We start from the raw sequence: 21,776 nt of genomic DNA, 5'->3' as shown, positions 1-21,776 counted from the left end.
GGGGCGGAGCCCCTAGTTTCGGGAAGGGGCGGGATTGGGGAGGCCCCCGGCAGGGTCCTCCCCCCGGTAGCGGTACCCGAGGCCCCGTACCGACTCCACCGGGTCGTCCTCCTCGCCCACGGCGAGCTTGCGGCGCAGGCGGAGTACGGCGAACTTCACCCGCTCCCGCCCGGTCCCACCGGGATCGTCCCAGACCAGGTTCAGCAACTGCTCGGTGGTGACGACCCGCCCCCGGTTGCGTACGAGGACCTCGAGGAGCCGGTACTCGATGGCGCTGAGCCGCGTCTCGTGGCCCTGCCAGACCGCCGACCGCCGCTCGGGCACGAGCCGGAGGCCCGCCTCCACGTAGTCACCCCGCCACTGCCCGGGGTTGCTGCGCCGCAGCAGCGCCTCGACGCGGGCGAGGAGCTCCACGTGGTCGAAGGGCTTGCAGAGGTAGTCGTCGGCGCCGGAGCGCAGACCGCGGACGCGCTCGGCGGGGCTGGTGCGGCCGGACAGGATGAGGACCGGCAGGTCGGTGAGGTCACGGGTGCGGTCGAGGACGTCCCAGCCGTCGAGGCCCGGCAGGACCAGGTCGAGGACCATCAGGGCGGGCCGCCGCGCGAAGAGCTGCCGCAGGGCGTCCTGCCCGTCGTCGGCGACCACCACCTCGTACCCGGCCCGCGTGAACAGCACCCGCAGGGCGAGCCCCAGGTCGGCGTCGTCCTCGACGAGCAGCAGGCAGGTCATGCCGCCCCGCTGCCGGGCGGGCCGTCGAGCGGCAGCCACACCTCGACGGCGGTGCCGTGGCCGTCGCCGCTGTGCACGGTGACGGTCCCGGCGTGCAGCCGCACGGCGTCCCGTACGACGCTGAGGCCGAGCCCGGTGCCCGGGTAGGGGCCGCGGCGGGCGTTGGGGGCGCGCACGAACTCGGTGAAGACCTCCTCCTGGAACTCCTTGGGGATGCCGATGCCGTCGTCGTGCACGGTGATCAGCCAGCCGGCCCGCGGCGGCGCCGTGGCCCCGTCGTCGTGCGGCCGGGCCGTGACGGTGACGGTGCCGCCCGCGGGCGTGAACTTCACGGCGTTGTCGAGCAGCGCGGCGAGGGCCTGTTCGAGGCGGACGGTGTCGGCGACCAGCGGGGCCCGGACGCCGCCGGGCAGGTCCAGGCACACGAAGACGCCGGCGGCGGTGGCCCGCGGGGTCGCCTCCTGCACCAGGCGCGTCACCAGGGGGCCCGGGTCGAGGGGCGCGAAGGACGGCGGGGCGCCGCTCGCCGCCTCCGCGTACCGGTGCAGGAGCCCGTCCGCCATGTCCTGCATGCGCTGCGCCCCGCGCCGGATCGTGTCGACGTACTCGCGCTGTGCCTCGTTCAGGGCCCCGGAGGCCGGGTCGGCGAGCAGCTCGCAGAAGGTGAGGACGGTGGACAGCGGGGTGCGCAGCTCGTGCGAGGTGCGGGCGGCGAACTCGGCGCGCTCGCGGGCCAGTTCGCCGAGGGTTTCGATGTGCCGGTGCAGCTCGGCCGCGTACCGGTGCTGCTCCGTGACGTCCTCGACGAGCCACAGGACGCCGAGCCGGTGGTCGCCCGCGTCGATCGGCTGGCGGCTGCGGCGCAGCGTACGCCCGTCCCGCAGCCGGATCTCCGCGGTGCGGACGAACTGGCCGCGCAGCGTGCGCACCGAGCCGCGCTCGCTGTCCGGGAGCAGGCGCGCCACGGCGTCCGCGATCGGGTCGGCGGGCGCGCCCGTCGCCGTGTCGACGTCGTGCAGGCCGCAGATGTCCACGAACGGCTGGTTGGCCGCGATCACCCGGCCGTCGTCCCCGACGAGCAGCGCGCCCTGCGGGATCGCCCGCAGGACGGCCGCGGAGAAGGGGGCGTGCAGGCCCCGTGGCTGGACCGCCATGTGCCGGCCCTAGCCCGCGGGCTCGGTGACGAAACCGCCGAAGGGCCCCATGGCGGGGGCCGGCGCGAGGCCGAGCCGTTCCAGCTCGGCGTCGGCGAGGGCGTCGAGGGTGCGGGGGTCGGCGTGGCGCCAGCCCTCGGCGAGGTTGCCGAGGCTGCCGGGGGCGGCCCCCGGCAGGTCGGCGGCGGTGGCGGCGACCTCGTCGAGGGGGCGCAGGAGCGAGCGCAGGGCGAGGAGTTCGCGGCCGTTGGCGGACTCCGCGAGCTCCCGTGCCGCGGCCGCCTGCCGCACCCAGCGGACGCGGCGCGGCAGCCAGAGCGTGAGGACCATGACGACCGGCACCAGGAACAGTCCGGCCGCGCTGATGGCGAGCCCCGCGCGCAGGGTCAGCGGGTCGACGGCGTCGACGACGCCCGCCACCGAGCGCAGCGCGGCGCCGACGTCGTCGCCCACCACGGGCAGGCGCGCGGCGGGCGACCCGGACGAGGCGACACCCGAGTCGGTGCCCGGGCGGGTGAGGAGCACGGCAAGCCGGTAGGCGACGATCGCGGCGGCGGTCCACAGCGCGGTCCACAGCAGGGCGGCGGCGTCACCGGCGAGCTGACGGGTCCTGCGACCCGGATTCTGGGCGTACCACATGGTCCGATTGGAACGCCGGGCCGCGCGGGGGCGGGGCAGCCGCGCCGGAGGTACACCCGTTGTGCCGGGCGTACGTACCTGATGGCGTAGGCATGCGATGGGGGAGTGGCGCAGCTCACACGGCGGGGGTCGGATTCAGGTCGAAAGTCTGCTGTGTCAGGGCAAAAGCCCCCGCGATGATGGGAGGGCTATGCACGACAGGCCCGCCGCCAAGGCGCTCAGTCAGGCGGTGGCCGCGGGCCGTCGCCTCGCCCGGCGTGCCGCCCGCGCACCGCGCGCCCTCGACCTGCTCACCGCGCTCGCCTGCCTTGCCCTGATGGCCCTCGACGTGCCGGGCCTCGCCGCGGCGGACAACTCGCTGAGCGGCCTCATGGCCACGCTCGTCCTCACGGCGGGCGCGGCGACGCTGCTGCTGCGGCGCGCGGCGCCCTGGGTGCCGTACCTGGTCGCGCTCGTGCTCCTCGGCTGGCTGCACGAGCTGACCCTCGCGCAGTTCGCCCTGTACTCGCTGGCCCGCTACCGGGGGCGGCTCGCCGGGGCGGCGGGCGTCGTCGGCTACGTCTCCTTCGCGTACGTCATGTTCAGCCTGCCCGGCTGGCCGGTGCACCGCGGTGACACGCTCAGCGAGTTCCTCAGCCTCGTCGTGCCCATCGGCGCGCTCGCCGCGGGGGTCGGCGTCGCCGCCAACCGGCAGGACCTCGTCCGCGCGCTGCAGGCCCAGCGGGCCGAGACCGACGTGCTGCACGCGGTGCAGCGCGAGCGGTCCCGCATCGCGCGTGACGTGCACGACTTCGTCGGCCGCGAGCTCACGCTGCTCAGCGTGCGCTCCCAGGTCCTCGCGCGGCGCGCGGCGGGCAGCGCCTACGCAGACGGGTTCGACGAGCTGTCCGAGACCGCGCGGTCCGCGCACCGCATGCTCAACGAGATCATCGTGCAGCGCGGCCCCGACGGCGTCGTCGGTGCGCCCACGCCGGGGCTCGGCGCGCTCCCCGACCTCGCCGACCGCTCCCGCCGCGCCGGGAGCCCCGTCCGCCTCCACGTCGACGCCGCCGCCCACCGCCTCTCACCGCTGCGCCAGGCCGCGGTGCACCGGGTGGTCCAGGAGTGCCTCACCAACGCGGCCAAGCACGCCCCGGGGGAGCCCGTGGACGTCGAGGTCCGGGTGTCCGGGGGATGCCTGCGGGTGCGGGTGCGCAACCTGCTGCCGAGGGGCCCCGCACCGCTGGCGATATCCACCGGCACCGGCACCGCAGGAATGGCGGAGCGAGTACGAGTCCTCGGCGGCACCCTGACCGCGGGCCCCCACCACCACACGTACGAGGTCAAAGCGACCCTCCCCACGACGGACAGCCCGTCCGGCGTTTGAGGACGAGCCGCGAAGCGGCGAAAAAGGGGGAAAGGGGCGAAGCCCCATCCGAACACCGGAGCCGGGGGGCGCCCACCCGATGACTGCGCAAGGCGCCCACGCCAGGGCTAGGCCGCGCTCATCACCCGCTGCAGTCCATCGAAGTCCTCCACACACTTCCCGCACCCCATGGCCACGCTGTCCAGCGGATCGTCGGCCACGAAGACAGGGATGCCGGTCGCGGACGCGAGGCGCAGGTCCAGGCCCGGAAGCAGCGCACCGCCCCCGGTGAGCACGATGCCGTGCTCCATGACGTCGCCGGACAGCTCCGGCGGGCACTCCTCCAGCGTGACCTTCACGGCGGCGATGATGGCCTCGACGGGCTCGTCGAGAGCGCCCCGCACCTCGCGCGCCGTCAGGTCCACGGTCTTGGGAAGGCCGCCGACCTTCTCCCGGCCCCGCACCGCGAACGTCCGCATCTCGAAGGCGTCCTCGCCCGGCACCGGCCACGCCGACCCGATCGCGACCTTGATGTCCTCGGCGGTGCGCTCGCCGATGAGCAGCCCGTGCTCCTTGCGTACGTAGTCGGTGATCGCCGTGTCGAGGCGGTCGCCGCCCACCCGCAGGGACTGGGCGGTGACGATGCCGCCCAGGGAGATCACCGCGACCTCCGTGGTGCCGCCGCCGATGTCGACGACCATGGAGCCGCGCGGCTCCGCCACGGGGAGCCCCGCACCGATCGCCGCCGCCATCGGCTCCTCCACCAGATGCACGGCCCGCGCCCCGGCCCGCTGCGCGGCGTGCACGATGGCGCGCCGCTCGACCTGCGTGACGCCACTGGGGACGCACACCACCATGCGCGTACGGGGCCTGCGGCCGGAGACCGCCTTGCGTACGAAGTGCCGGATCATCTCCTCGGCCGCTTCGTAGTCACTGATCACACCGTCCTTGAGGGGGCGGATCGCCGTGATGGAGCCGGGGGTGCGGCCGATGGTCTCCTTGGCCTCCGTGCCGACGGCGAGCGCCGCGCGCGCACCGTCCTTGACGGCGACCACGGACGGCTCATTGAGCACGATGCCCTGACCGCGTACGTACAGAAGGGTGTTGGCCGTGCCGAGGTCGATGCCTATGTCCATGATCGCCAAGTTTGCCGGGCGTATCCCGGGAGCGGAGGGACCAAAGTCCCGAATCGGACGGGACGAAAGTCCCGAAGCCGCGAGACCCGCCCGCACGGGCGTCGGCGGCGTTGTCAGAGGGGCTCCGTAGACTGGCGTACGTGAGTGACCTCCCTCCGAACGACAGCCAGCGGGACGACGAGACCGGACCCGCCGACGGACTCGACCGGTTCGACGAGTTCGACGAGCTCGTCGCGGCCGAAACCGACCTTCCCCAAGCTCTCGACTCCGCTCGAGCAGGGGAGGCCCCATCCCCCGACCTCGCAGTCATCGAGGCCGGCAGCCGCACCCTGCGCACCCAGGCCGGCCCGCCCGACGCCGACATCCCGGCGCGCCCGGCCGACCCCGAGGTGGACAGGGCGCTGCGCGAGGTCGAGGCGGAGCTCGCGGACCGCTGGGGCGAGACCAAGCTGGACCCGTCCGTCCAGCGCATCAAGGCGCTCATGGACGTCCTGGGCGACCCCCAGCGGGCGTACCCGTCGATCCACATCACGGGGACGAACGGCAAGACGTCCACGGCCCGCATGATCGAGGCCCTCCTCGGCGCCTTCGACCTGCGTACGGGGCGGTACACGTCGCCGCACGTCCAGTCCATCACCGAGCGCATCTCCCTGGACGGCGCCCCGATGGCCCCGGAGCGCTTCGTGGAGGCGTACCAGGACATCAAGCCGTACGTGGAGATGGTCGACGCCAAGGAGGAGATCCGGCTCTCCTTCTTCGAGGTGCTCACCGGCATGGCGTACGCCGCCTTCGCGGACGCCCCCGTCGACGTGGCCGTCGTCGAGGTCGGCATGGGCGGCACCTGGGACGCGACGAACGTGATCGACGGCGCGGTCGCCGTCGTCACGCCCATAGACCTGGACCACACCGACCGCCTCGGCACCACGCCCGCCGAGATCGCCGCCGAGAAGTCCGGCATCATCAAGCAGGACGCGACGGTCATCCTCGCCCAGCAGCCGGTGGACGCCGCGCAGGTGCTCCTGAAGAAGGCCGTGGAGGTCGACGCCACGGTCGCGCGCGAGGGCCTGGAGTTCGGGGTCGAGGCGCGGCAGGTCGCGGTCGGCGGGCAGCTGCTCACGCTCCGCGGGCTCGGCGGGGCCTACGAAGAGGTGTTCCTGCCGCTGCACGGCGCCCACCAGGCGCACAACGCCGCGGTGGCGCTCGCCGCGGTGGAGGCGTTCTTCGGCGTCGGCGCCCAGCGCGTGGAGCCCCTGGACATCGACACGGTCCGCAAGGCCTTCGCCTCGGTCGCGTCCCCCGGCCGCCTCGAAGTCGTCCGCCGCTCGCCGACCGTCGTCCTGGACGCCGCGCACAACCCCGCGGGCGCCCGCGCCGCCGCCGCGGCGATCAGCGAGGTCTTCGACTTCAGCCGCCTGATCGGCGTGGTCGCCGTCAGCGACGGGAAGAACGCGCGCGAGATGTTCGAGGCCTTCGAGCCGATCTTCGCCGAGGTCGTCATCACGCAGAACACCAGCCACCGCGCCCTGGACGCGGACACGCTCGCGGGCATCGCCGTCGAGGTCTTCGGCGACGACCGCGTGCAGGTCGAGCCCCGCCTCGACGACGCCCTGGAGGCCGCGATCACCCTCGCCGAGGAGGAGGGCGAGTACGCGGGCGGCGGTGTCCTCGTCACCGGCTCCGTCATCACCGTGGGCGAGGCCCGACTGCTCCTGGGGAGGGGCTGACCACCGTGCGTACGCTCTGTTCCTCGACCCTGATCGGCGAGTTCTTCGTCATCGGCTTCGCCGGTCTGGTCGCCATGAAGGACCCGGACCTGGAGATGGGCACGGTCTGGACGGTGTGCGGGGTCGCCATGGCGCTGTCCGTCCTGCTGTGCGGCATGGTCACCCGGCCGGGCGGCGTCCAGCTCGGCTGGGCCCTGCAGATCGCCCTGATCGCCAGCGGCGTGATCGTGCCGATGATGTTCTTCATGGGGGTGATGTTCGCCGCCCTGTGGTGGGCGTCCGTCCACTTCGGCCGGAAGATCGACGAGGCCAAGGCGAGGTTCGCTGCGCTGGCTGAACAGGGCGAGGCCTCCGGGGGCTGACCGCGCCCCTGGCCCGCCCCCGATCGCGCTGGCGCGCTCGTCCTCAATCGCCGGACGGGCTCGATATCCGCGCTGGCGCGCTTGTCCTCAATCGCCGGACGGGCTCAATGCCCACCCTGCCGCGCTCGCCTCAGGTCCAGCTCGGCTGGGCCCTGCAGATCGCCCTGATCGCCAGCGGCGTGATCGTGCCGATGATGTTCTTCATGGGGGTGATGTTCGCCGCCCTGTGGTGGGCGTCCGTCCACTTCGGCCGGAAGATCGACGAGGCCAAGGCGAGGTTCGCTGCGCTGGCTGAACAGGGCGAGGCCTCCGGGGGCTGACCGCGCCCCTGGCCCGCCCCCGATCGCGCTGGCGCGCTCGTCCTCAATCGCCGGACGGGCTCGATATCCGCGCTGGCGCGCTTGTCCTCAATCGCCGGACGGGCTCAATGCCCACCCTGCCGCGCTCGCCTCAGGCGCCGGATGGGCATCGCCACCCACCCACCCGCTGTCGCCGACGGCGATCGGCCCCCGCTGGGGGCGTCCACCTCGCGTGAGGGTGGAAACGGGTGGGCGGGTGGGAGAGGAAGGACCCACGGACCCGCAGCCGCCAGCGGCGAGGTACCCCCGCAGGGGGCGTCCACCTCGCGTGAGGGTGGAAACGGGCGGGCGGGTGGGAGAGGAAACCCGATGACCACACTCCGTAGCGGCAGCGGTATCGTGCGGGCCAATCCCATGTGATCGTAAAAACACCGCTTGGAGCCGCACACCATGAGCGAGCGCACTCTCGTCCTTCTCAAGCCCGACACGGTCCGCCGCGGGCTGATCGGCGAGGTCATCGGCCGCATCGAGCGCAAGGCGGGCTGGACGATCTCCGCCCTCGAGCTGCGCACGCTCGACCAGGCGACCCTTGAGCAGCACTACGGCGAGCACAAGGGCAAGCCCTTCTACGAGCCCCTGGTCGCGTTCATGTCCTCCGGCCCCGTCGTGGCCCTCGTCGTCGAGGGCGAGCGCGTCATCGAGGGCGTGCGGCAGCTCGCGGGCCCGACCGACCCGATCGCCGCCGCCCCCGGCTCCATCCGCGGCGACTACGGCGTGATCGTCCGCGAGAACCTGATCCACGCCTCCGACTCCGCCGAGTCCGCCGAGCGCGAGCTGAAGATCTTCTTCCCGGGCCTCGTCTGACAGCGGGTCAAGAGCGAGTCAGCGGCGAGCCGGCAGCGGCTCCGCACCGCACGCGTCTGACCAGGGACGCGACCAGGGACGGCCGAAGAAATTCGGCCGTCTTTTGGCATATGCGCCCCGATTGGGGGAACCCGTGCCTCGGATGGCACGTCTCCAAGAGCGGGGCGGCTCATCATCTGCTGACAATGGCGCAGACCCTCGCGCCGTGTCCGTGCGGGCGAGACTACGATGGAAGCCTCCACGCCACACAGCACCCACCTCGCCTACCTAACAAGCCATCACACGCTCCACTAGGGAAGGCCAGACGCATCCTCATGGGGAACAACATGTCGTTCATCGGCCGTGACATGGCTGTCGACCTCGGGACCGCCAACACGCTGGTGTACGTCAGGGGTCGGGGGATCGTACTCAACGAGCCGTCCGTCGTCGCGATCAACACCAACACCGGCGGGATCCTCGCGGTCGGCGCCGAAGCCAAGAAGATGATCGGACGCACGCCGGGCAACATCGTGGCCGTGCGCCCGCTGAAGGACGGTGTCATCGCCGACTTCGAGATCACCGAGCGGATGCTCCGCTACTTCATCCTGAAGATCCACAAGCGCCGCTATCTGGCCCGCCCGCGCGTGGTCGTCTGTGTGCCGTCGGGCATCACGGGCGTCGAGCGCCGCGCGGTCATCGAGGCCTCGTCGCAGGCCGGCGCCCGCCAGGTGCACATCATCGAGGAGCCCATGGCCGCGGCCATCGGCTCCGGCCTGCCGGTCCACGAGGCCACCGGCAACATGGTGGTGGACATCGGCGGCGGCACCACCGAGGTCGCCGTCATCTCGCTCGGCGGAATCGTCACGGCACAGTCCATCCGCGTCGCGGGCGACGAGCTGGACAACGCGATCATCCAGCACATCAAGAAGGAGTACTCCCTCCTCCTCGGCGAGCGCACGGCCGAACAGATCAAGATCACCATCGGCTCCGCGTACGACCTGGACGCCGACGAGCACACCGAGATCCGCGGCCGCGACCTGGTCTCCGGCCTGCCGAAGACCGTCGTGATCTCCGCGGCCGAGGTCCGCAAGGCCATCGAGGAGCCGGTCAACGCGATCGTCGACGCGGTCAAGACGACCCTCGACAAGTGCCCGCCCGAGCTGTCCGGCGACGTCATGGACCGCGGCATCGTCCTGACCGGCGGCGGCGCGCTCCTGCGCGGCCTCGACGAGCGCCTGCGCCGCGAGACGGGCATGCCGATCCACATCGCCGAGGACCCGCTGGACAGCGTCGCGCTCGGCTCCGGAAAGTGCGTCGAGGAGTTCGAGGCGCTCCAGCAGGTCCTGGACGCCCAGCCCCGCAGATGACCTGACGTGACATGATCCGCCGTACGAGTGCCTGCCACTTCGTACGGCGGATCGCTGCTGTGTTTCCCGGGGGACGGACGCGGACACCGGGTGGCAAACCCACGTGGTATATAGGCAAGACTTAAAAATTGGGCAAGGCATCGGGATTCCGCGGATCGCGCAGACACTGCGGACACCGTGGAGTCCGATTCCGTAGATTTCCGACTTGAGGAAGGCACGGCCGCCGCACGTGAGGGACACACGAGAGAGCCGGCTGCTCCTGGTGCTGCTGATCGCCATCGCGTTCGCACTGATCACGGTGGACATCCGAGGCGGCGAGGACTCACCGGTCGACGGTGCCCGACAGGCCGCCGCCACGGTCTTCGGCCCGGTCGAGGACGGCATGGCGTCCGCCGTGGATCCGATCGGCAACGCCATCGGCGCGGTGCGCGACTCCGGCGACCGCCACGACCGCATCGCCGACCTCGAGCGGCAGAACGCCGCCCTGAAGGCCAAGCTCGGCAGCGACGACCGCAACCGCAGCCGCGTCAAGCAGCTCGACGCGCTCCTGAAGAAGGCCGGCTCCGGCCAGTACGGCATCAAGGGCGCCGAGGTCATCGGCATAGGAGCGGCCCAGGGCTTCTCCTGGACGGTCACCATCGACGCGGGCGCGAACGACGGCATCAAGCGCGACATGACGGTGCTCAACGGCGACGGCCTGGTCGGCCGCGTCACCACCGTCGGCCCGTCCACCGCGACGGTCCTGCTCGCCAACGACCCGGACTTCACCGTCGGCACCCGCATGGAGAAGACCGACGAGCTCGGCTTCGCGTCCGGCCAGGGCGACCGCCCGCTGCGCGTCCAGATGCTCAACGGCAAGGCGAAGGTCAAGAAGGGCGACCGCATGGTCACCTTCGGCTCGCAGTCCGACAAGCCGTTCGTGCCCGGCGTGCCCGTCGGCGAGGTCGTCCGCGTCGACCCCTCCGGCGGCGACCTCACCCGCAACGTCTACGTCCGGCCGTACGTCGGCTTCACCAAGCTCGACGTCGTCGGCGTGGTCGTCGAGGCCCCCCGCAAGGACCCGCGGGACACGGTCCTGCCGCCCAAGCCCGAGAAGCCCAAGCCGGCCCCGACGGTGACGGTCACGGCGACGCCGTCCGGGCAGCCCCCGGCCGACGGCACCGTCAACGAGCAGAACGAGCAGTAGGAGCACTGACACCCATGCGCTTCAACCGGATCCTGCTCGCCGTCCCCCTCGTCGTCGTCGCCCTCGTCATCCAGGTCAGCGTCCTCGCCCGGCTCCAACTGCCCGGCGCCGTCCCCGACCTGGTGCTGCTCACCGTCCTCGGCCTCGCCTTCGTCTACGGCCACGTCGGCGGCGCCCTGATCGGCTTCGGCGCGGGCCTGCTCACCGACCTCGCGCCGCCCGCCGACCACGCCGCCGGGCGCTACGCCCTGGTCCTGTGCGTCATCGGCTACCTCGCGGGCCTCGCCAAGCCGGAGACCGGCCGCCTCAGGTCCGCGAGCGGCCCGCTGGTCGTCGTGGTCGGCGCGGCCATCGGCTCCACGCTCCTGTACGCGGGCGTGGGCACCCTCGTCGGCGACGACGCGGCCCGCCACGTCGGCCTCGGCAGCCTGCTCTTCACGGCCGCGCTCTACGACCTGCTGCTCGCGCCGTTCACGATCCCGCTGATCATCGCGCTCGCCCGCCGCGCCGAGAACGACCCGCTGGGCGAGAGCCCCGCGGGCACCAAGGCCGCCGATGTCTCCTCCGGCTGGCTGTCCTCCGGCACCGGCCTGAGCATCGGCAACCAGCGCGGCGCGGGCCTGCGCACGAAGGCGGCCAAGGTCCGCGCGGCCCGCGCCGGACGCATCAAGGGGGTCAAGCGCCTGTGAGCGCACGGCAGTCCACGTACGCAGCGTACGAAGCGGCGCGGTCCTCGGCGTACCCCAGGGGAGGGGCGAACCAGTGACCAATATTCCGGAGACCGGGCGCACCCCGCGCGTCCAGATCCGCCTCGTCATCATCCAGATCCTTGTCGTGTCGCTGCTCCTCACTCTCGGCGGCCGCCTGTGGTACCTCCAGGTGCGCAACGGCGCCGAGTACGCCGAGGAGGCCTCCGGCAATCACGTCCAGCAGGTCGTCCAGCCCGCCGTGCGCGGCGAGATCCTCGACGCCCGCGGCGTCCCCATCGCCGACAACCAGACCCGCCTCGTCGTCTCCGCGTCCCGCACCGAGCTGATGAAGATGGACGACGACGGCAAGGCGGTCCTCGCCAAGCTCGCCGACGTCCTCGGCATGAGCCCCAAGGACGTCTCCGACAAGGTCCGGCTCTGCGACTCCAAGACCCCCCAGCCCTGCTGGAACGGCTCGCCCTACCAGCCCATCCCGATCACCGACGAGGCCACGCCCAAGCAGGCCCTGCAGATCCGCGAGCGCTCCGAGGACTTCCCCGGCATCACCGCCGAACCCACCGCCGTGCGCCGCTACCCCGCGCCCGGCAAGGCCAACACCGCGCAGGTCCTCGGCTATCTCTCGCCCGTCACGGACGACGAGATCAACAAGGCCAAGGACACCGACTCGCCGTTCCTGCGCTCCGACCAGGTGGGCCGCTCCGGCCTGGAGCGGACGTACGACAAGCAGCTGCGCGGCAAGGCGGGCGTCACCCGCTACGAGGTCGACAACCTCGGCCGGGTGATAGGGAAGGCCGACTCCGACAAGGCTGAACCCGGCTCCAACGTCGTCACCAGCATCGACGCCCGCGTCCAGGCGGTGTCCGAGTACTGGCTGAACAACGCCATGAAGAAGGCGCGCGACGAGTTCGACAAGAACACCGGCGAGAACTACAAGGCCGACGCGGGCGCCGTCGTCGTCATGGAGAACAGGACCGGGCGCATCGTCGCCATGGCCTCCAACCCGACGTACGACCCGAACGCCTGGGTCGGCGGCATCTCCGGCAAGGACTACGCCAAGCTCACCGGCAAGAAGTCCAACTACCCGCTCCTGAACCGCGCCATCCAGGGCCAGGCCGCCCCCGGCTCCATCTTCAAGGTCATCCCGACGACCGCCGCGGTGAACGCGGGCTACGAGTTCAACGGCCGCTACCCGTGCCCGAGTTCGTACTCCATCGGCGGCCAGACCTTCAAGAACTTCGAGTCCCAGGGCCACGGCAACATCACGCTCGGCCAGGCCCTCGAGGTCTCCTGCGACACCGTCTTCTACAAGCTCGCGCACGACCAGTGGGCCAAGGACGGCGGCAACAAGCCGAAGAAGGACCCCCAGGACTGGTTCTACAAGACCGCCCACCAGTTCGGCCTCGGCAAGGAGACCGGCATCGACCTGCCCAACGAGGTCAGCGGCCGCGTCCCCGACCGCCAGTGGAAGAAGAACTACTGGCAGGCCAACAAGGACGCCTGGTGCAAGCAGGGCAAGAAGGGCGGCGACTACGCCGAGCGGATCGCCTACGAGAACTGCCTCGAAGGCATGAAGATGCGCGCCGGTGACTCCGTCAACTACTCCATCGGCCAGGGCGACACCCTCGTCACGCCGATCCAGATGGCCACCATCTACGGCGCCATCGCCAATGGCGGCACCCTCTACGACCCGACCGTCGGCAAGGCCGTCATCAGCGGCGACGGCAAGCGCGTCGAGGAGATCAAGCCCAAGTCGCACGGCAAGCTCCCCATGGACGCGGCCCTGCGCAAGGACATAGACGGTGCGCTCGCGGACGTCGCCACGCAGGGCACCGCCGCCTGGCGGTTCGGCGGCTGGCCGCAGGACAAGATCCCCATGCACGCCAAGACGGGCACCGCCGAGGTCTACGGCAAGCAGACGACGTCGTGGTTCGCGACGTACACCAAGGACTACTCGATCGTGATGACGATCTCCCAGGGCGGTACGGGCTCCGGCGCGTCCGGTCCTGCCGTGCGCCAGATCTACAACGCCATGTACGGCCTGGACGACAGCGGCAACCAGGACCTGAAGAAGGCCCTGCTCCCCGAGCCCCAGAAGTCCCTGCCCAAGATCCAGACCGACGGCTCCATCGACGCCCCGAAGGTCAAGCCCTTCAAGCCCGGCGAGCCCAAGCCGCCCGCCGAGCAGCAGGAGCTCGCCGCGAACCTCCCGACGGCCGGAAGGCGGGACTGAGCCACCATGACCGGCAACGGCTTCACCGTCTCGGGCTACGGCCCCGAACGCTCCAGCATGTCCCGCCTGTTCGCCCGCGACTCGATACTGCGCAGGCTCGACTGGCCCATGCTGCTCGCCGCCCTCGCGCTCTCCGTGATCGGCTCCGCGCTCGTCTACTCGGCGACCCGCAACCGCACGGAGCTCGTCGGCGACGACCCGTACGCGTTCGTGATCAAGCACATCATGAACATCGGCATCGGCCTCGGCCTGATGGTGGGCACCATCTGGCTCGGCCACCGCACCCTGCGCACCGCGGTGCCGATCCTCTACGGCGTCTCGGTCTTCCTGATCCTGCTCGTCCTGACCCCGCTCGGCGCGACCATCAACGGCGCCCACGCGTGGATCGTCATCGCGGGCCAGTCGCTCCAGCCCTCCGAGTTCTGCAAGATCACCATCATCCTGGGCATGGCGATGATGCTCGCCGCCCGCGTCGACGCGGGCGACAAGGAGCACCCCGACCACCGCACCGTCGTCCAGGCCCTCGGCCTCGCCGCCGTCCCGGTCATGATCATCATGCTCATGCCCGACCTCGGCTCGGTCATGGTCATAGTGATGATCGTGCTCGGCGTCCTGCTCGCCTCCGGCGCCTCCAACCGCTGGATCTTCGGCCTGCTCGGCACCGGCGTGCTAGGCGGCGTCGCCATATGGCAGCTGCACGTCCTCGACGACTACCAGATCGCCCGCTTCGCCGCCTTCGCCAACCCCGCCCTCGACCCGGCCGGCGTCGGCTACAACACCAACCAGGCCCGCATCGCCATCGGCTCCGGCGGCCTCACCGGCACCGGCCTGACCAAGGGCTCCCAGACCACCGGACAGTTCGTCCCGGAACAGCAGACCGACTTCGTCTTCACCGTCGCGGGCGAGGAGCTCGGCTTCGTCGGCGCGGGCGCGATCCTGGTCCTGCTCGGCGTGGTCCTGTGGCGCGCCTGCCGCATCGCCCGCGAGACGACCGAGCTGTACGGCACGGTCGTCGCCGCCGGGATCATCGCCTGGTTCGCCTTCCAGGCCTTCGAGAACATCGGCATGACCCTCGGCATCATGCCGGTGGCGGGCCTCCCGCTGCCCTTCGTGTCGTACGGAGGCTCGTCCATGTTCGCGGTCTGGGTGGCCGTCGGCCTCCTCCAGTCGATCAAGGTGCAGCGCCCGCTGTCCGCGTGATCCCGCCACGGGGCGCCCAGGGGCTGCCCAGCGCCCTCGATCGCGTCTAGATTCGCCTCATGGCGGACACCGAGCGCGAGCGTGAGATCGAGCGGAAGTACGACGCCGGAGCCGACGGGCGCCTCCCCGACCTGCGGGGCGTCGCCGGAGTGTCGGACGTCATCGACAAGGGCGTCGCCGACCTGGACGCCGTCTACTACGACACCCCCGACCAACGCCTCGCCGCCGCCTCCATCACCCTGCGCCGCCGCACCGGGGGAGACGACGCGGGCTGGCACCTGAAGCTCCCCGTCTCCCTCGCGGACGGCGTGCGCGACGAGGTCCACGCGCCCCTGTCGGACGAGGTGCCGCGCTCCCTGGCGGGCCTGGTCCGCTCCCGCGTCCGCGAGGCCGGTCTGGTGCCGGTTGTGCGGCTGCGGTCGGCGCGGGACCTGCGGCACCTCGTCGACGCGTCGGGCGCCCTCCTGGCGGAGGTCAGCGTGGACGGCGTACACGCGCAGCGCCTGAGCGGCGGGCAGGGCGAGACGTCCTGGACGGAAATCGAGGTCGAGCTGGGCCAGTCCGGGGACCCGGCCCTCCTGGACAAGGTCGAGAAGAAGCTCCGCAAGGCGGGCGTCCACCGGTCGAAGTCGGGGTCGAAACTGGCCAGGGCCCTGGCAGAGACCGCAGACGAGCTACCTGCTGTGGGCAGTCGTCCCGCAGGGCGAGTGGGGCCTCCCCTGCTCGAGCGAAGCCGAGAGCTTGGGGAAGGGTGGGCACAGCCCCACGCGCCGGGTAGGCCTGGTAAAGAGGGCACGAAGGCCCGAGGGAGGCAGCCCAAGGACAAGGCCCACCCGGACACAGCGGGAGCCCACGTCCTCGCGTACCTCCGCGAGCAGCGCACCGCCCTGGTCGACCTCGACCCCGCCGTCCGCCAGGACCTCCCCGACTCCGTCCACCAGATGCGCGTAGCCACCCGCAGGCTCCGCAGCGCCTTCAAGACGTACCGCAAGATCCTCGACCGCCAGGTCACCGACCCCCTCGGCGACGAGCTGAAGTGGCTGGCCGCCGAGCTCGGCGTGGACCGCGACCGCGAGGTCCTCACCGACCGGCTGACGGCCGCCCTGGCGGACATCCCCCGCACGCTCCTCCTGGGCCCCGTCCGCGGACGCCTCCGCATCTGGACGGCGGCCCACCGCACCGGCTCGCGCCGCAAGACCGTCGCCGTCCTGGACTCCAAGCGCTATCTGGCCCTCCTCGACGCGGTCGACGCCCTGCTCGCCGACCCCCCGCTCCTGAAGGCCGCCGCGGCCCCCGCCGCCCAGGCCCTGCCCAAGGCGGTCCTGAAGGACTACGACCGCCTCGCGACCCGCGTGGACCACGCGCTGGCGCTCGCGCCCGGCACGGAGCGGGACCTCGCGATGCACGAGGCCCGCAAGGCCGCCAAGCGCGCCCGGTACGCGGGCGAGGCGGCCCGCCCCGCCCTGGGGAAGCCCGCGGGCCGCTTCGCCAAGCGCATGAAGGCCGTCCAGACGGTGCTCGGCGACCACCAGGACAGCGTCGTCGCCCGCGAGACCCTGCGGGACCTCGCGGTACAGGCGCACCTGGCGGGCGAGTCCGCGTTCACGTGGGGCCTGCTGTACGGCCGCGAGGAGGCGGCCGCGGCGGCGCGGGAGCGGGAACTGCCTCAGGTGTGGGCGAAGGCGGCGCGACCGAAGGTGCGGGCGGCGCTCCGCGGTTGAGCGGGCCGGGCCCTGCGCCGATCGTGTGACGAGGGGTGGCCCCGGCCACGTTAGGCTTGAGGGTCACCCCTGTCAGCTCACGAAGGTCCAGCGATGTCTGTCGAGTCGGTTTTCCCGCAGCTCGAAGCCCTGCTCCCGCATGTGCAGAAGCCGATCCAGTACGTAGGCGGCGAGCTCAACTCCACGGTCAAGCCGTGGGAATCCTGCGACGTCCGCTGGGCGCTGATGTACCCGGACGCGTACGAGGTCGGCCTGCCCAACCAGGGCGTCATGATCCTCTACGAGGTCCTGAACGAGCGGCAGGGCGTCCTCGCCGAGCGCACGTACAGCGTGTGGCCGGACCTCGAGGAGCTGATGCGCGAGCACGAGGTCCCGCAGTTCACGGTGGACTCCCACCGCCCGGTGAAGGCGTTCGACGTGTTCGGCCTGTCCTTCTCCACGGAGCTCGGCTACACGAACATGCTGACCGCCCTGGACCTCGCGGGCATCCCGCTGGAGTCCAAGGACCGCACGCTCGACGACCCGATCGTCCTGGCCGGCGGCCACGCGGCGTTCAACCCGGAGCCGATCGCCGACTTCATCGACGCGGCGATCATCGGCGACGGCGAGCAGGCCGTGCTCGACATGACGGAGATCATCCGCCAGTGGAAGGCCGAGGGCCGCCCGGGCGGACGCGAGGAGGTCCTGTTCCGCCTCGCCAAGACCGGCAGCGTGTACATCCCGGCGTTCTACGACGTCGAGTACCTCCCCGACGGCCGCATCGGCCGCGTCGTGCCGAACAAGTCCGGCGTGCCGTGGCGCGTGTCCAAGCACACCGTCATGGACCTCGACGAGTGGCCGTACCCGAAGCAGCCCCTGGTGCCGCTCGCCGAGACGGTCCACGAGCGCATGTCCGTGGAGATCTTCCGCGGCTGCACGCGCGGCTGCCGCTTCTGCCAGGCGGGCATGATCACGCGCCCGGTGCGTGAGCGCTCCATCACGGGCATCGGCGAGATGGTCGACAAGGGCCTGAAGGCCACCGGCTTCGAGGAGGTGGGCCTGCTCTCCCTCTCGTCCGCCGACCACTCCGAGATCGGTGAGGTCGCCAAGGGCCTCGCGGACCGGTACGAGGAGGACAAGATCGGCCTGTCCCTCCCGTCGACCCGCGTGGACGCCTTCAACGTCGACCTGGCCAACGAGCTGACGCGCAACGGCCGCCGCTCCGGCCTCACGTTCGCCCCCGAGGGCGGCAGCGAGCGCATGCGCAAGGTCATCAACAAGATGGTCTCGGAAGAGGACCTGATCCGCACCGTCGCCACCGCGTACGGCAACGGCTGGCGCCAGGTGAAGCTGTACTTCATGTGCGGCCTGCCCACCGAGACCGACGACGACGTCCTGCAGATCGCCGACATGGCGATGAACGTGATCCAGAAGGGCCGCGAGGTCTCCGGCTCCAACGACATCCGCTGCACGGTGTCCATCGGCGGCTTCGTGCCGAAGCCCCACACCCCCTTCCAGTGGGCCCCGCAGCTGTCGTCGGAGGAGACCGACGCCCGCCTGACCAAGCTCCGCGACAAGATCCGCGGCGACAAGAAGTACGGCCGCTCCATCGGCTTCCGCTACCACGACGGCAAGCCCGGCATCGTCGAGGGCCTGCTCTCCCGCGGCGACCGCCGCATCGGCGCCGTCATCCGCGCCGTCTACGAGGACGGCGGCCGCTTCGACGGCTGGCGCGAGCACTTCTCCTACGACCGCTGGATGGACTGCGCCGACAAGGCCCTCGCCGAGTTCGGCGTGGACGTCGACTGGTACACGACCCGCGAGCGCACGTACGAGGAAGTCCTGCCCTGGGACCACCTGGACTCCGGCCTCGACAAGGACTGGCTCTGGGAGGACTGGCAGGACGCCCTCGACGAGACCGAGGTCGAGGACTGCCGCTGGACGCCGTGCTTCGATTGTGGGGTGTGCCCGCAGATGGACACCCACATTCAGATCGGCCCGACCGGAAAGAAGCTGCTCCCGCTCACGGTCGTCAAGTAGCGGGAAACATCTCAGTTCGGAAACGGGGGGAAACGAGACGCCGTTGACGGTGTCTCACAGGGCATGGACCTGGAGAAAAGGCTCCCGCCGCAGCCGCAGCCGCAGCCGCAGCCGCAGTCGGAGTGGCAGCCGTGGCCCCAGCGCGTGCCGGAGGCGGGCGCGGAGCCCGTCGCCCTGACGAAGACCGCCCCCGAGCCCGCCGCCCCGCGGGCCGAGGGGTGTCTCGTCGTGGCGCTGCGGCTGCCGGTGCGGATCGTGGTCCTGGTGTTCGTGGTGCCCGTGCGGATCGTGTGGGACGCCCTCGTGGTGTGCGGACGGTTCGTGTACCAGTGGGCGTTGCGGCCCGTGGGGCGGGCGGTCGGGGCCGTCCTCTCGTTCGTCGGCAAGGCCCTCTTCGTCTGGCCCTGGGTGGCGCTGTGGCGGTACGTGCTCGCGCCGGTCGGGCGCGGGCTCGCCTGGCTGCTGCGGATGCTGGTCGTCGTACCCGCCGCATGGCTGTACCGGTACGTGCTCACGCCGATCGGGCACGGGGCCGCCTGGCTGGTGCGGATGCTCGTGGTCGTGCCCGCGCTGTGGCTGTACCGCTACGTGCTCACGCCGGTCGGGCACGGCATCGCCTGGCTGTCCGGCCGGGTGTGGTGGGTGCTGCGCGGCATCGGCCTGGGCGTCTGGTGGGTCGTGCGGGGCGTCGGCCTCGGGATCTGGTGGCTGCTGCGGGGCATCGGGCTCGTCGTGGGCACACTCTTGCGGTGGATCTTCGTGGTGCCCGCCGTCGCCCTCTGGCGCTACGTGCTCGCCCCGGTCGGCCGTGTCATCGCCTTCGTCGCCGGTGAGATCGGTGACGCGTTCGGACACGCCTGGCGGATCGCCGGGCACATCTCGCGGGCCGTCTGGGGCTTCCTGAAGCGGCTCCTGAAGCTGATCTTCGTGGAGCCCGTGCGCTGGGTGTACGAGGCCGTGCTCACGCCGGTCGGGCACGCCGTGCGCGACGTGCTGTGGCGGCCGGCCGAGCGTGTGGTCCGGGCCGTGGGCCGTACGGCGAGGGCGGCGCTCGGCTCGGTGCGGGAGACCGTGCGGGAGGCCCGCGCGGACGTCCGCCGACTGCTGTTCGGCGCGTCCCACGAGAAGGCGCCCCTGGCCAGTGGCTCTGAGGCCCAGCGGGAACGTGTGGACGTGAAGCGCGTACCCTAGGGCAAAGGGTCCGGCGCGAAATGTCCCCGCCGACGCGGGGCTGATCCGGGCTACAACACCGGGCAAGCGCCAGCCCGGACGTGCTCCCCGCCCATGCGGGGCCAGCGTCACGGACCGCGTACACGAGGAGAAGTTCCCCTGGGCAAGCGACAGCCCGAAGGCCCGCCGCCCGCGCCCGCGGTGCAGCGCATCCGACTGCGCTACACCAAGCGCGGCCGCCTTCGGTTCACCAGCCACCGTGACTTCCAGCGCGCCTTCGAGCGGGCGCTGCGCCGCGCCGAGGTGCCCATGGCGTACTCGGCGGGCTTCACCCCGCACCCGAAGGTGTCGTACGCCAATGCCGCACCCACCGGCACGGGCAGCGAGGCCGAGTATCTGGAGATCGCCCTCACCGCGCCCCGCGACCCGCAGCAGCTGCGTGCGCTGCTCGACGAGTCGCTGCCCGCAGGGCTCGACGTCGTCGACGCCGTCGAGGCCCGCACCTCCGGGCTCGCCGACCGGCTCACGGCCTCCGTCTGGGAGCTGCGCCTGGACGGCGTGGAGCCCGCGGACGCCGAGCGCGCCGCCGCCGCCTTCCGCGCCGCCGAGACCGTCGAGGTCCAGCGCCGCACGAAGAACGGGATGCGCACGTTCGACGCCCGCGCCGCCGTCGTGAGCCTGGACGCCCTCGGCCCGGAGGCGCTCGCCTCCGACGCTGATAGGCCGACCGACAGGCCCTGTGCGATACTGCGGCTGGTTGTACGGCACGTGACACCTGCCGTCCGACCCGACGACGTCCTGTCCGGTCTCCGAGCTGTGGCCGACCTGGCGCCGCCGGTCCCCGCAGCGGTGACCAGGCTGGCGCAGGGGCTTTTCGATGACGAGACCGGCACGGTGACCGACCCGCTCGCGCCCGACCGCGAGGCAGTCACGGCCGCCCCAACCGATGGGCACCCCCGTTCAGGGGCCGCCGCAGCTGCCGCCGCGACGGCGCCGGTGCCGGAAGGTCCCGCGTAGGGGCGCTCGCCGAGAACACCGCAGCGCCGCCCTCGTATCCGGGAGCCACCTGGGTCGGGCAGCGCACTGACCAGAAGACTTTCGCCAGGCCGTCCGCACTCGAGGCGTACGGAACCGGCGAGACAAGACACAGAGAGCTCCCGTGCGGCGCCCACGCCCTCGGATGGCGGCCCCGCGCGGTAAGCGAGGGCCGCGGGTACGTCCGGTTACGGCGCGGCGCCCGGGAGCGTGACGGGAGAACCGCCCGCATGCTTGAGCCGAACGACCCCACTGAGGGCTCGCCGAACAACAGCACCCCCAGCGACACCCTGCCCCCGCGCCGCCGGCGCCGGGCCGCGTCGCGTCCCGCGGGACCGCCCGCGGGCACCACCACGGAGGCCGCGCCGGCCATACCGGCCGCCCCCGCCACCGCCCTCACGGACGCCGACGCCGCTGTCGACGCCGATGTTGAGGAGACCGAAACGGAAGCGGCAGCCGCGGCTGCCGAGCCGACCGTGACGGAGGCCGAGGAGGCCGCCCCGGCCGGTCGTACGCGTCGTCGTGCGACGCGCCGTGCCTCCGCGCCCGCCGGTGCGCCGAAGGGCGCCGACGAGGCGGCAGCGGAGCCCGTGGCCGCCGAGCGCCCCGTCGAGGCCCCGGCCGCCGAGCCTGCCGTGGCCGAGGCCGAGGAGGCCGCTCCGGCCGGTCGTACGCGTCGTCGTGCGACGCGCCGTGCCTCCGCCCCTGCCGGTGCGCCGAAGGGCGCCGACGAGGCGGCAGCGGAGCCCGTGGCCGCGGAGACCGCGCCCGAGGCCGCCGCGCCGAAGGCCGTCGAGCCCGAGGCCGCCGAGTCGGAGTCCGCCGCGCCGCGCCGTACCCGCCGCCGCGCGACCCGTGCCGTGTCCGCCCCCACGGCGGAGCCGACCGCCGCGCAGGCCACCGAGGC

At 72.0% G+C, this 21,776-nt stretch carries 17 protein-coding genes and 2 pseudogenes; 15 read left to right on the top strand and 4 right to left on the bottom strand.

Annotation, left to right across the window (positions count from 1 at the left end):
- Positions 1-12 precede the first annotated feature (12 nt).
- From ACFWZ5_RS36010 to ACFWZ5_RS36000, 3 genes are read right to left on the bottom strand one after another with little or no spacing between them, the layout of a single operon-like run.
- The gene (locus tag ACFWZ5_RS36010; RefSeq protein WP_384799226.1) at positions 13-768 is read right to left on the bottom strand and encodes a response regulator transcription factor; all 756 of its coding nucleotides are present in this window, start codon (positions 766-768) and stop codon (positions 13-15) included.
- Positions 726-1,883, bottom strand: a complete 1,158-nt coding sequence (locus tag ACFWZ5_RS36005) for an ATP-binding protein (protein ID WP_384799229.1) — start codon at positions 1,881-1,883, stop codon at positions 726-728. Before ACFWZ5_RS36005 ends, ACFWZ5_RS36010 begins: the two co-directional genes overlap by 43 nt.
- A 9-nt stretch (positions 1,884-1,892) precedes the next feature.
- Positions 1,893-2,522 (bottom strand): hypothetical protein, encoded by a 630-nt coding sequence (locus ACFWZ5_RS36000; protein ID WP_384799232.1) that lies wholly within the window; start codon positions 2,520-2,522, stop codon positions 1,893-1,895.
- 190 nt (positions 2,523-2,712) lie between these two features.
- Here ACFWZ5_RS36000 and ACFWZ5_RS35995 point away from each other — a divergent pair, with 190 nt between their 5' ends.
- Positions 2,713-3,888, top strand: coding sequence for a sensor histidine kinase (locus ACFWZ5_RS35995; RefSeq protein ID WP_384799234.1), 1,176 nt, complete (start codon positions 2,713-2,715; stop codon positions 3,886-3,888).
- A gap of 107 nt (positions 3,889-3,995) precedes the next feature.
- On the opposite strand, the gene ACFWZ5_RS35990 is transcribed toward ACFWZ5_RS35995, so the two are convergent.
- The gene (locus tag ACFWZ5_RS35990; protein ID WP_384799236.1) at positions 3,996-5,003 is read right to left on the bottom strand and encodes a rod shape-determining protein; all 1,008 of its coding nucleotides are present in this window, start codon (positions 5,001-5,003) and stop codon (positions 3,996-3,998) included.
- Positions 5,004-5,143: 140 nt separating this feature from the next.
- Here ACFWZ5_RS35990 and ACFWZ5_RS35985 point away from each other — a divergent pair, with 140 nt between their 5' ends.
- The 14 genes and pseudogenes from ACFWZ5_RS35985 to ACFWZ5_RS35920 form a co-directional block, all read left to right on the top strand.
- The gene (locus ACFWZ5_RS35985; protein ID WP_384799238.1) at positions 5,144-6,727 is read left to right on the top strand and encodes a bifunctional folylpolyglutamate synthase/dihydrofolate synthase; all 1,584 of its coding nucleotides are present in this window, start codon (positions 5,144-5,146) and stop codon (positions 6,725-6,727) included.
- A gap of 5 nt (positions 6,728-6,732) precedes the next feature.
- Positions 6,733-7,089 carry a DUF4233 domain-containing protein gene (locus tag ACFWZ5_RS35980; RefSeq protein WP_384799240.1) on the top strand — a complete coding sequence of 119 codons (357 nt, stop codon included), beginning with the start codon at positions 6,733-6,735 and terminating at the stop codon, positions 7,087-7,089.
- Between the two features lie 134 nt (positions 7,090-7,223).
- Positions 7,224-7,409: pseudogene (locus ACFWZ5_RS35975) on the top strand (DUF4233 domain-containing protein); the annotation flags it as partial.
- Positions 7,410-7,838: 429 nt separating this feature from the next.
- Positions 7,839-8,252, top strand: a complete 414-nt coding sequence (gene ndk / locus ACFWZ5_RS35970) for a nucleoside-diphosphate kinase (RefSeq protein WP_384799243.1) — start codon at positions 7,839-7,841, stop codon at positions 8,250-8,252.
- A 326-nt stretch (positions 8,253-8,578) separates the two neighbouring features.
- On the top strand, positions 8,579-9,598 hold the full coding sequence (locus ACFWZ5_RS35965) for a rod shape-determining protein (protein WP_028802628.1): 1,020 nt from the start codon (positions 8,579-8,581) through the stop codon (positions 9,596-9,598).
- A gap of 229 nt (positions 9,599-9,827) precedes the next feature.
- On the top strand, positions 9,828-10,784 hold the full coding sequence (gene mreC, locus ACFWZ5_RS35960) for a rod shape-determining protein MreC (protein WP_384799246.1): 957 nt from the start codon (positions 9,828-9,830) through the stop codon (positions 10,782-10,784).
- Between the two features lie 14 nt (positions 10,785-10,798).
- Entirely contained in the window at positions 10,799-11,473 is a 675-nt protein-coding gene (mreD, locus tag ACFWZ5_RS35955; protein ID WP_384799249.1) for a rod shape-determining protein MreD, read from the top strand.
- Between the two features lie 73 nt (positions 11,474-11,546).
- On the top strand, positions 11,547-13,724 hold the full coding sequence (gene mrdA / locus ACFWZ5_RS35950; protein WP_384799252.1) for a penicillin-binding protein 2: 2,178 nt from the start codon (positions 11,547-11,549) through the stop codon (positions 13,722-13,724).
- Between the two features lie 6 nt (positions 13,725-13,730).
- Entirely contained in the window at positions 13,731-14,924 is a 1,194-nt protein-coding gene (rodA, locus tag ACFWZ5_RS35945; protein ID WP_384799255.1) for a rod shape-determining protein RodA, read from the top strand.
- Between the two features lie 59 nt (positions 14,925-14,983).
- Positions 14,984-16,645 (top strand): CHAD domain-containing protein, encoded by a 1,662-nt coding sequence (locus tag ACFWZ5_RS35940; RefSeq protein WP_384799258.1) that lies wholly within the window; start codon positions 14,984-14,986, stop codon positions 16,643-16,645.
- Between the two features lie 93 nt (positions 16,646-16,738).
- Entirely contained in the window at positions 16,739-18,664 is a 1,926-nt protein-coding gene (locus ACFWZ5_RS35935; protein ID WP_384799261.1) for a TIGR03960 family B12-binding radical SAM protein, read from the top strand.
- Positions 18,665-18,727: 63 nt separating this feature from the next.
- Entirely contained in the window at positions 18,728-19,855 is a 1,128-nt protein-coding gene (locus ACFWZ5_RS35930) for a hypothetical protein (protein ID WP_384799264.1), read from the top strand.
- Between the two features lie 180 nt (positions 19,856-20,035).
- Complete coding sequence (locus ACFWZ5_RS35925) at positions 20,036-20,851, top strand: TIGR03936 family radical SAM-associated protein (protein WP_384799267.1); 816 nt, start codon at positions 20,036-20,038, stop codon at positions 20,849-20,851.
- 248 nt (positions 20,852-21,099) lie between these two features.
- Positions 21,100-21,776: pseudogene (locus tag ACFWZ5_RS35920) on the top strand (ribonuclease E/G); the annotation flags it as partial.

The organism is Streptomyces sp. NPDC059003 (assembly GCF_042740445.1).
Classification (GTDB): domain Bacteria; phylum Actinomycetota; class Actinomycetes; order Streptomycetales; family Streptomycetaceae; genus Streptomyces.
Note: the sequence above shows the minus strand (reverse complement) of the source record. Positions and strands in the feature narration are given on the sequence as shown.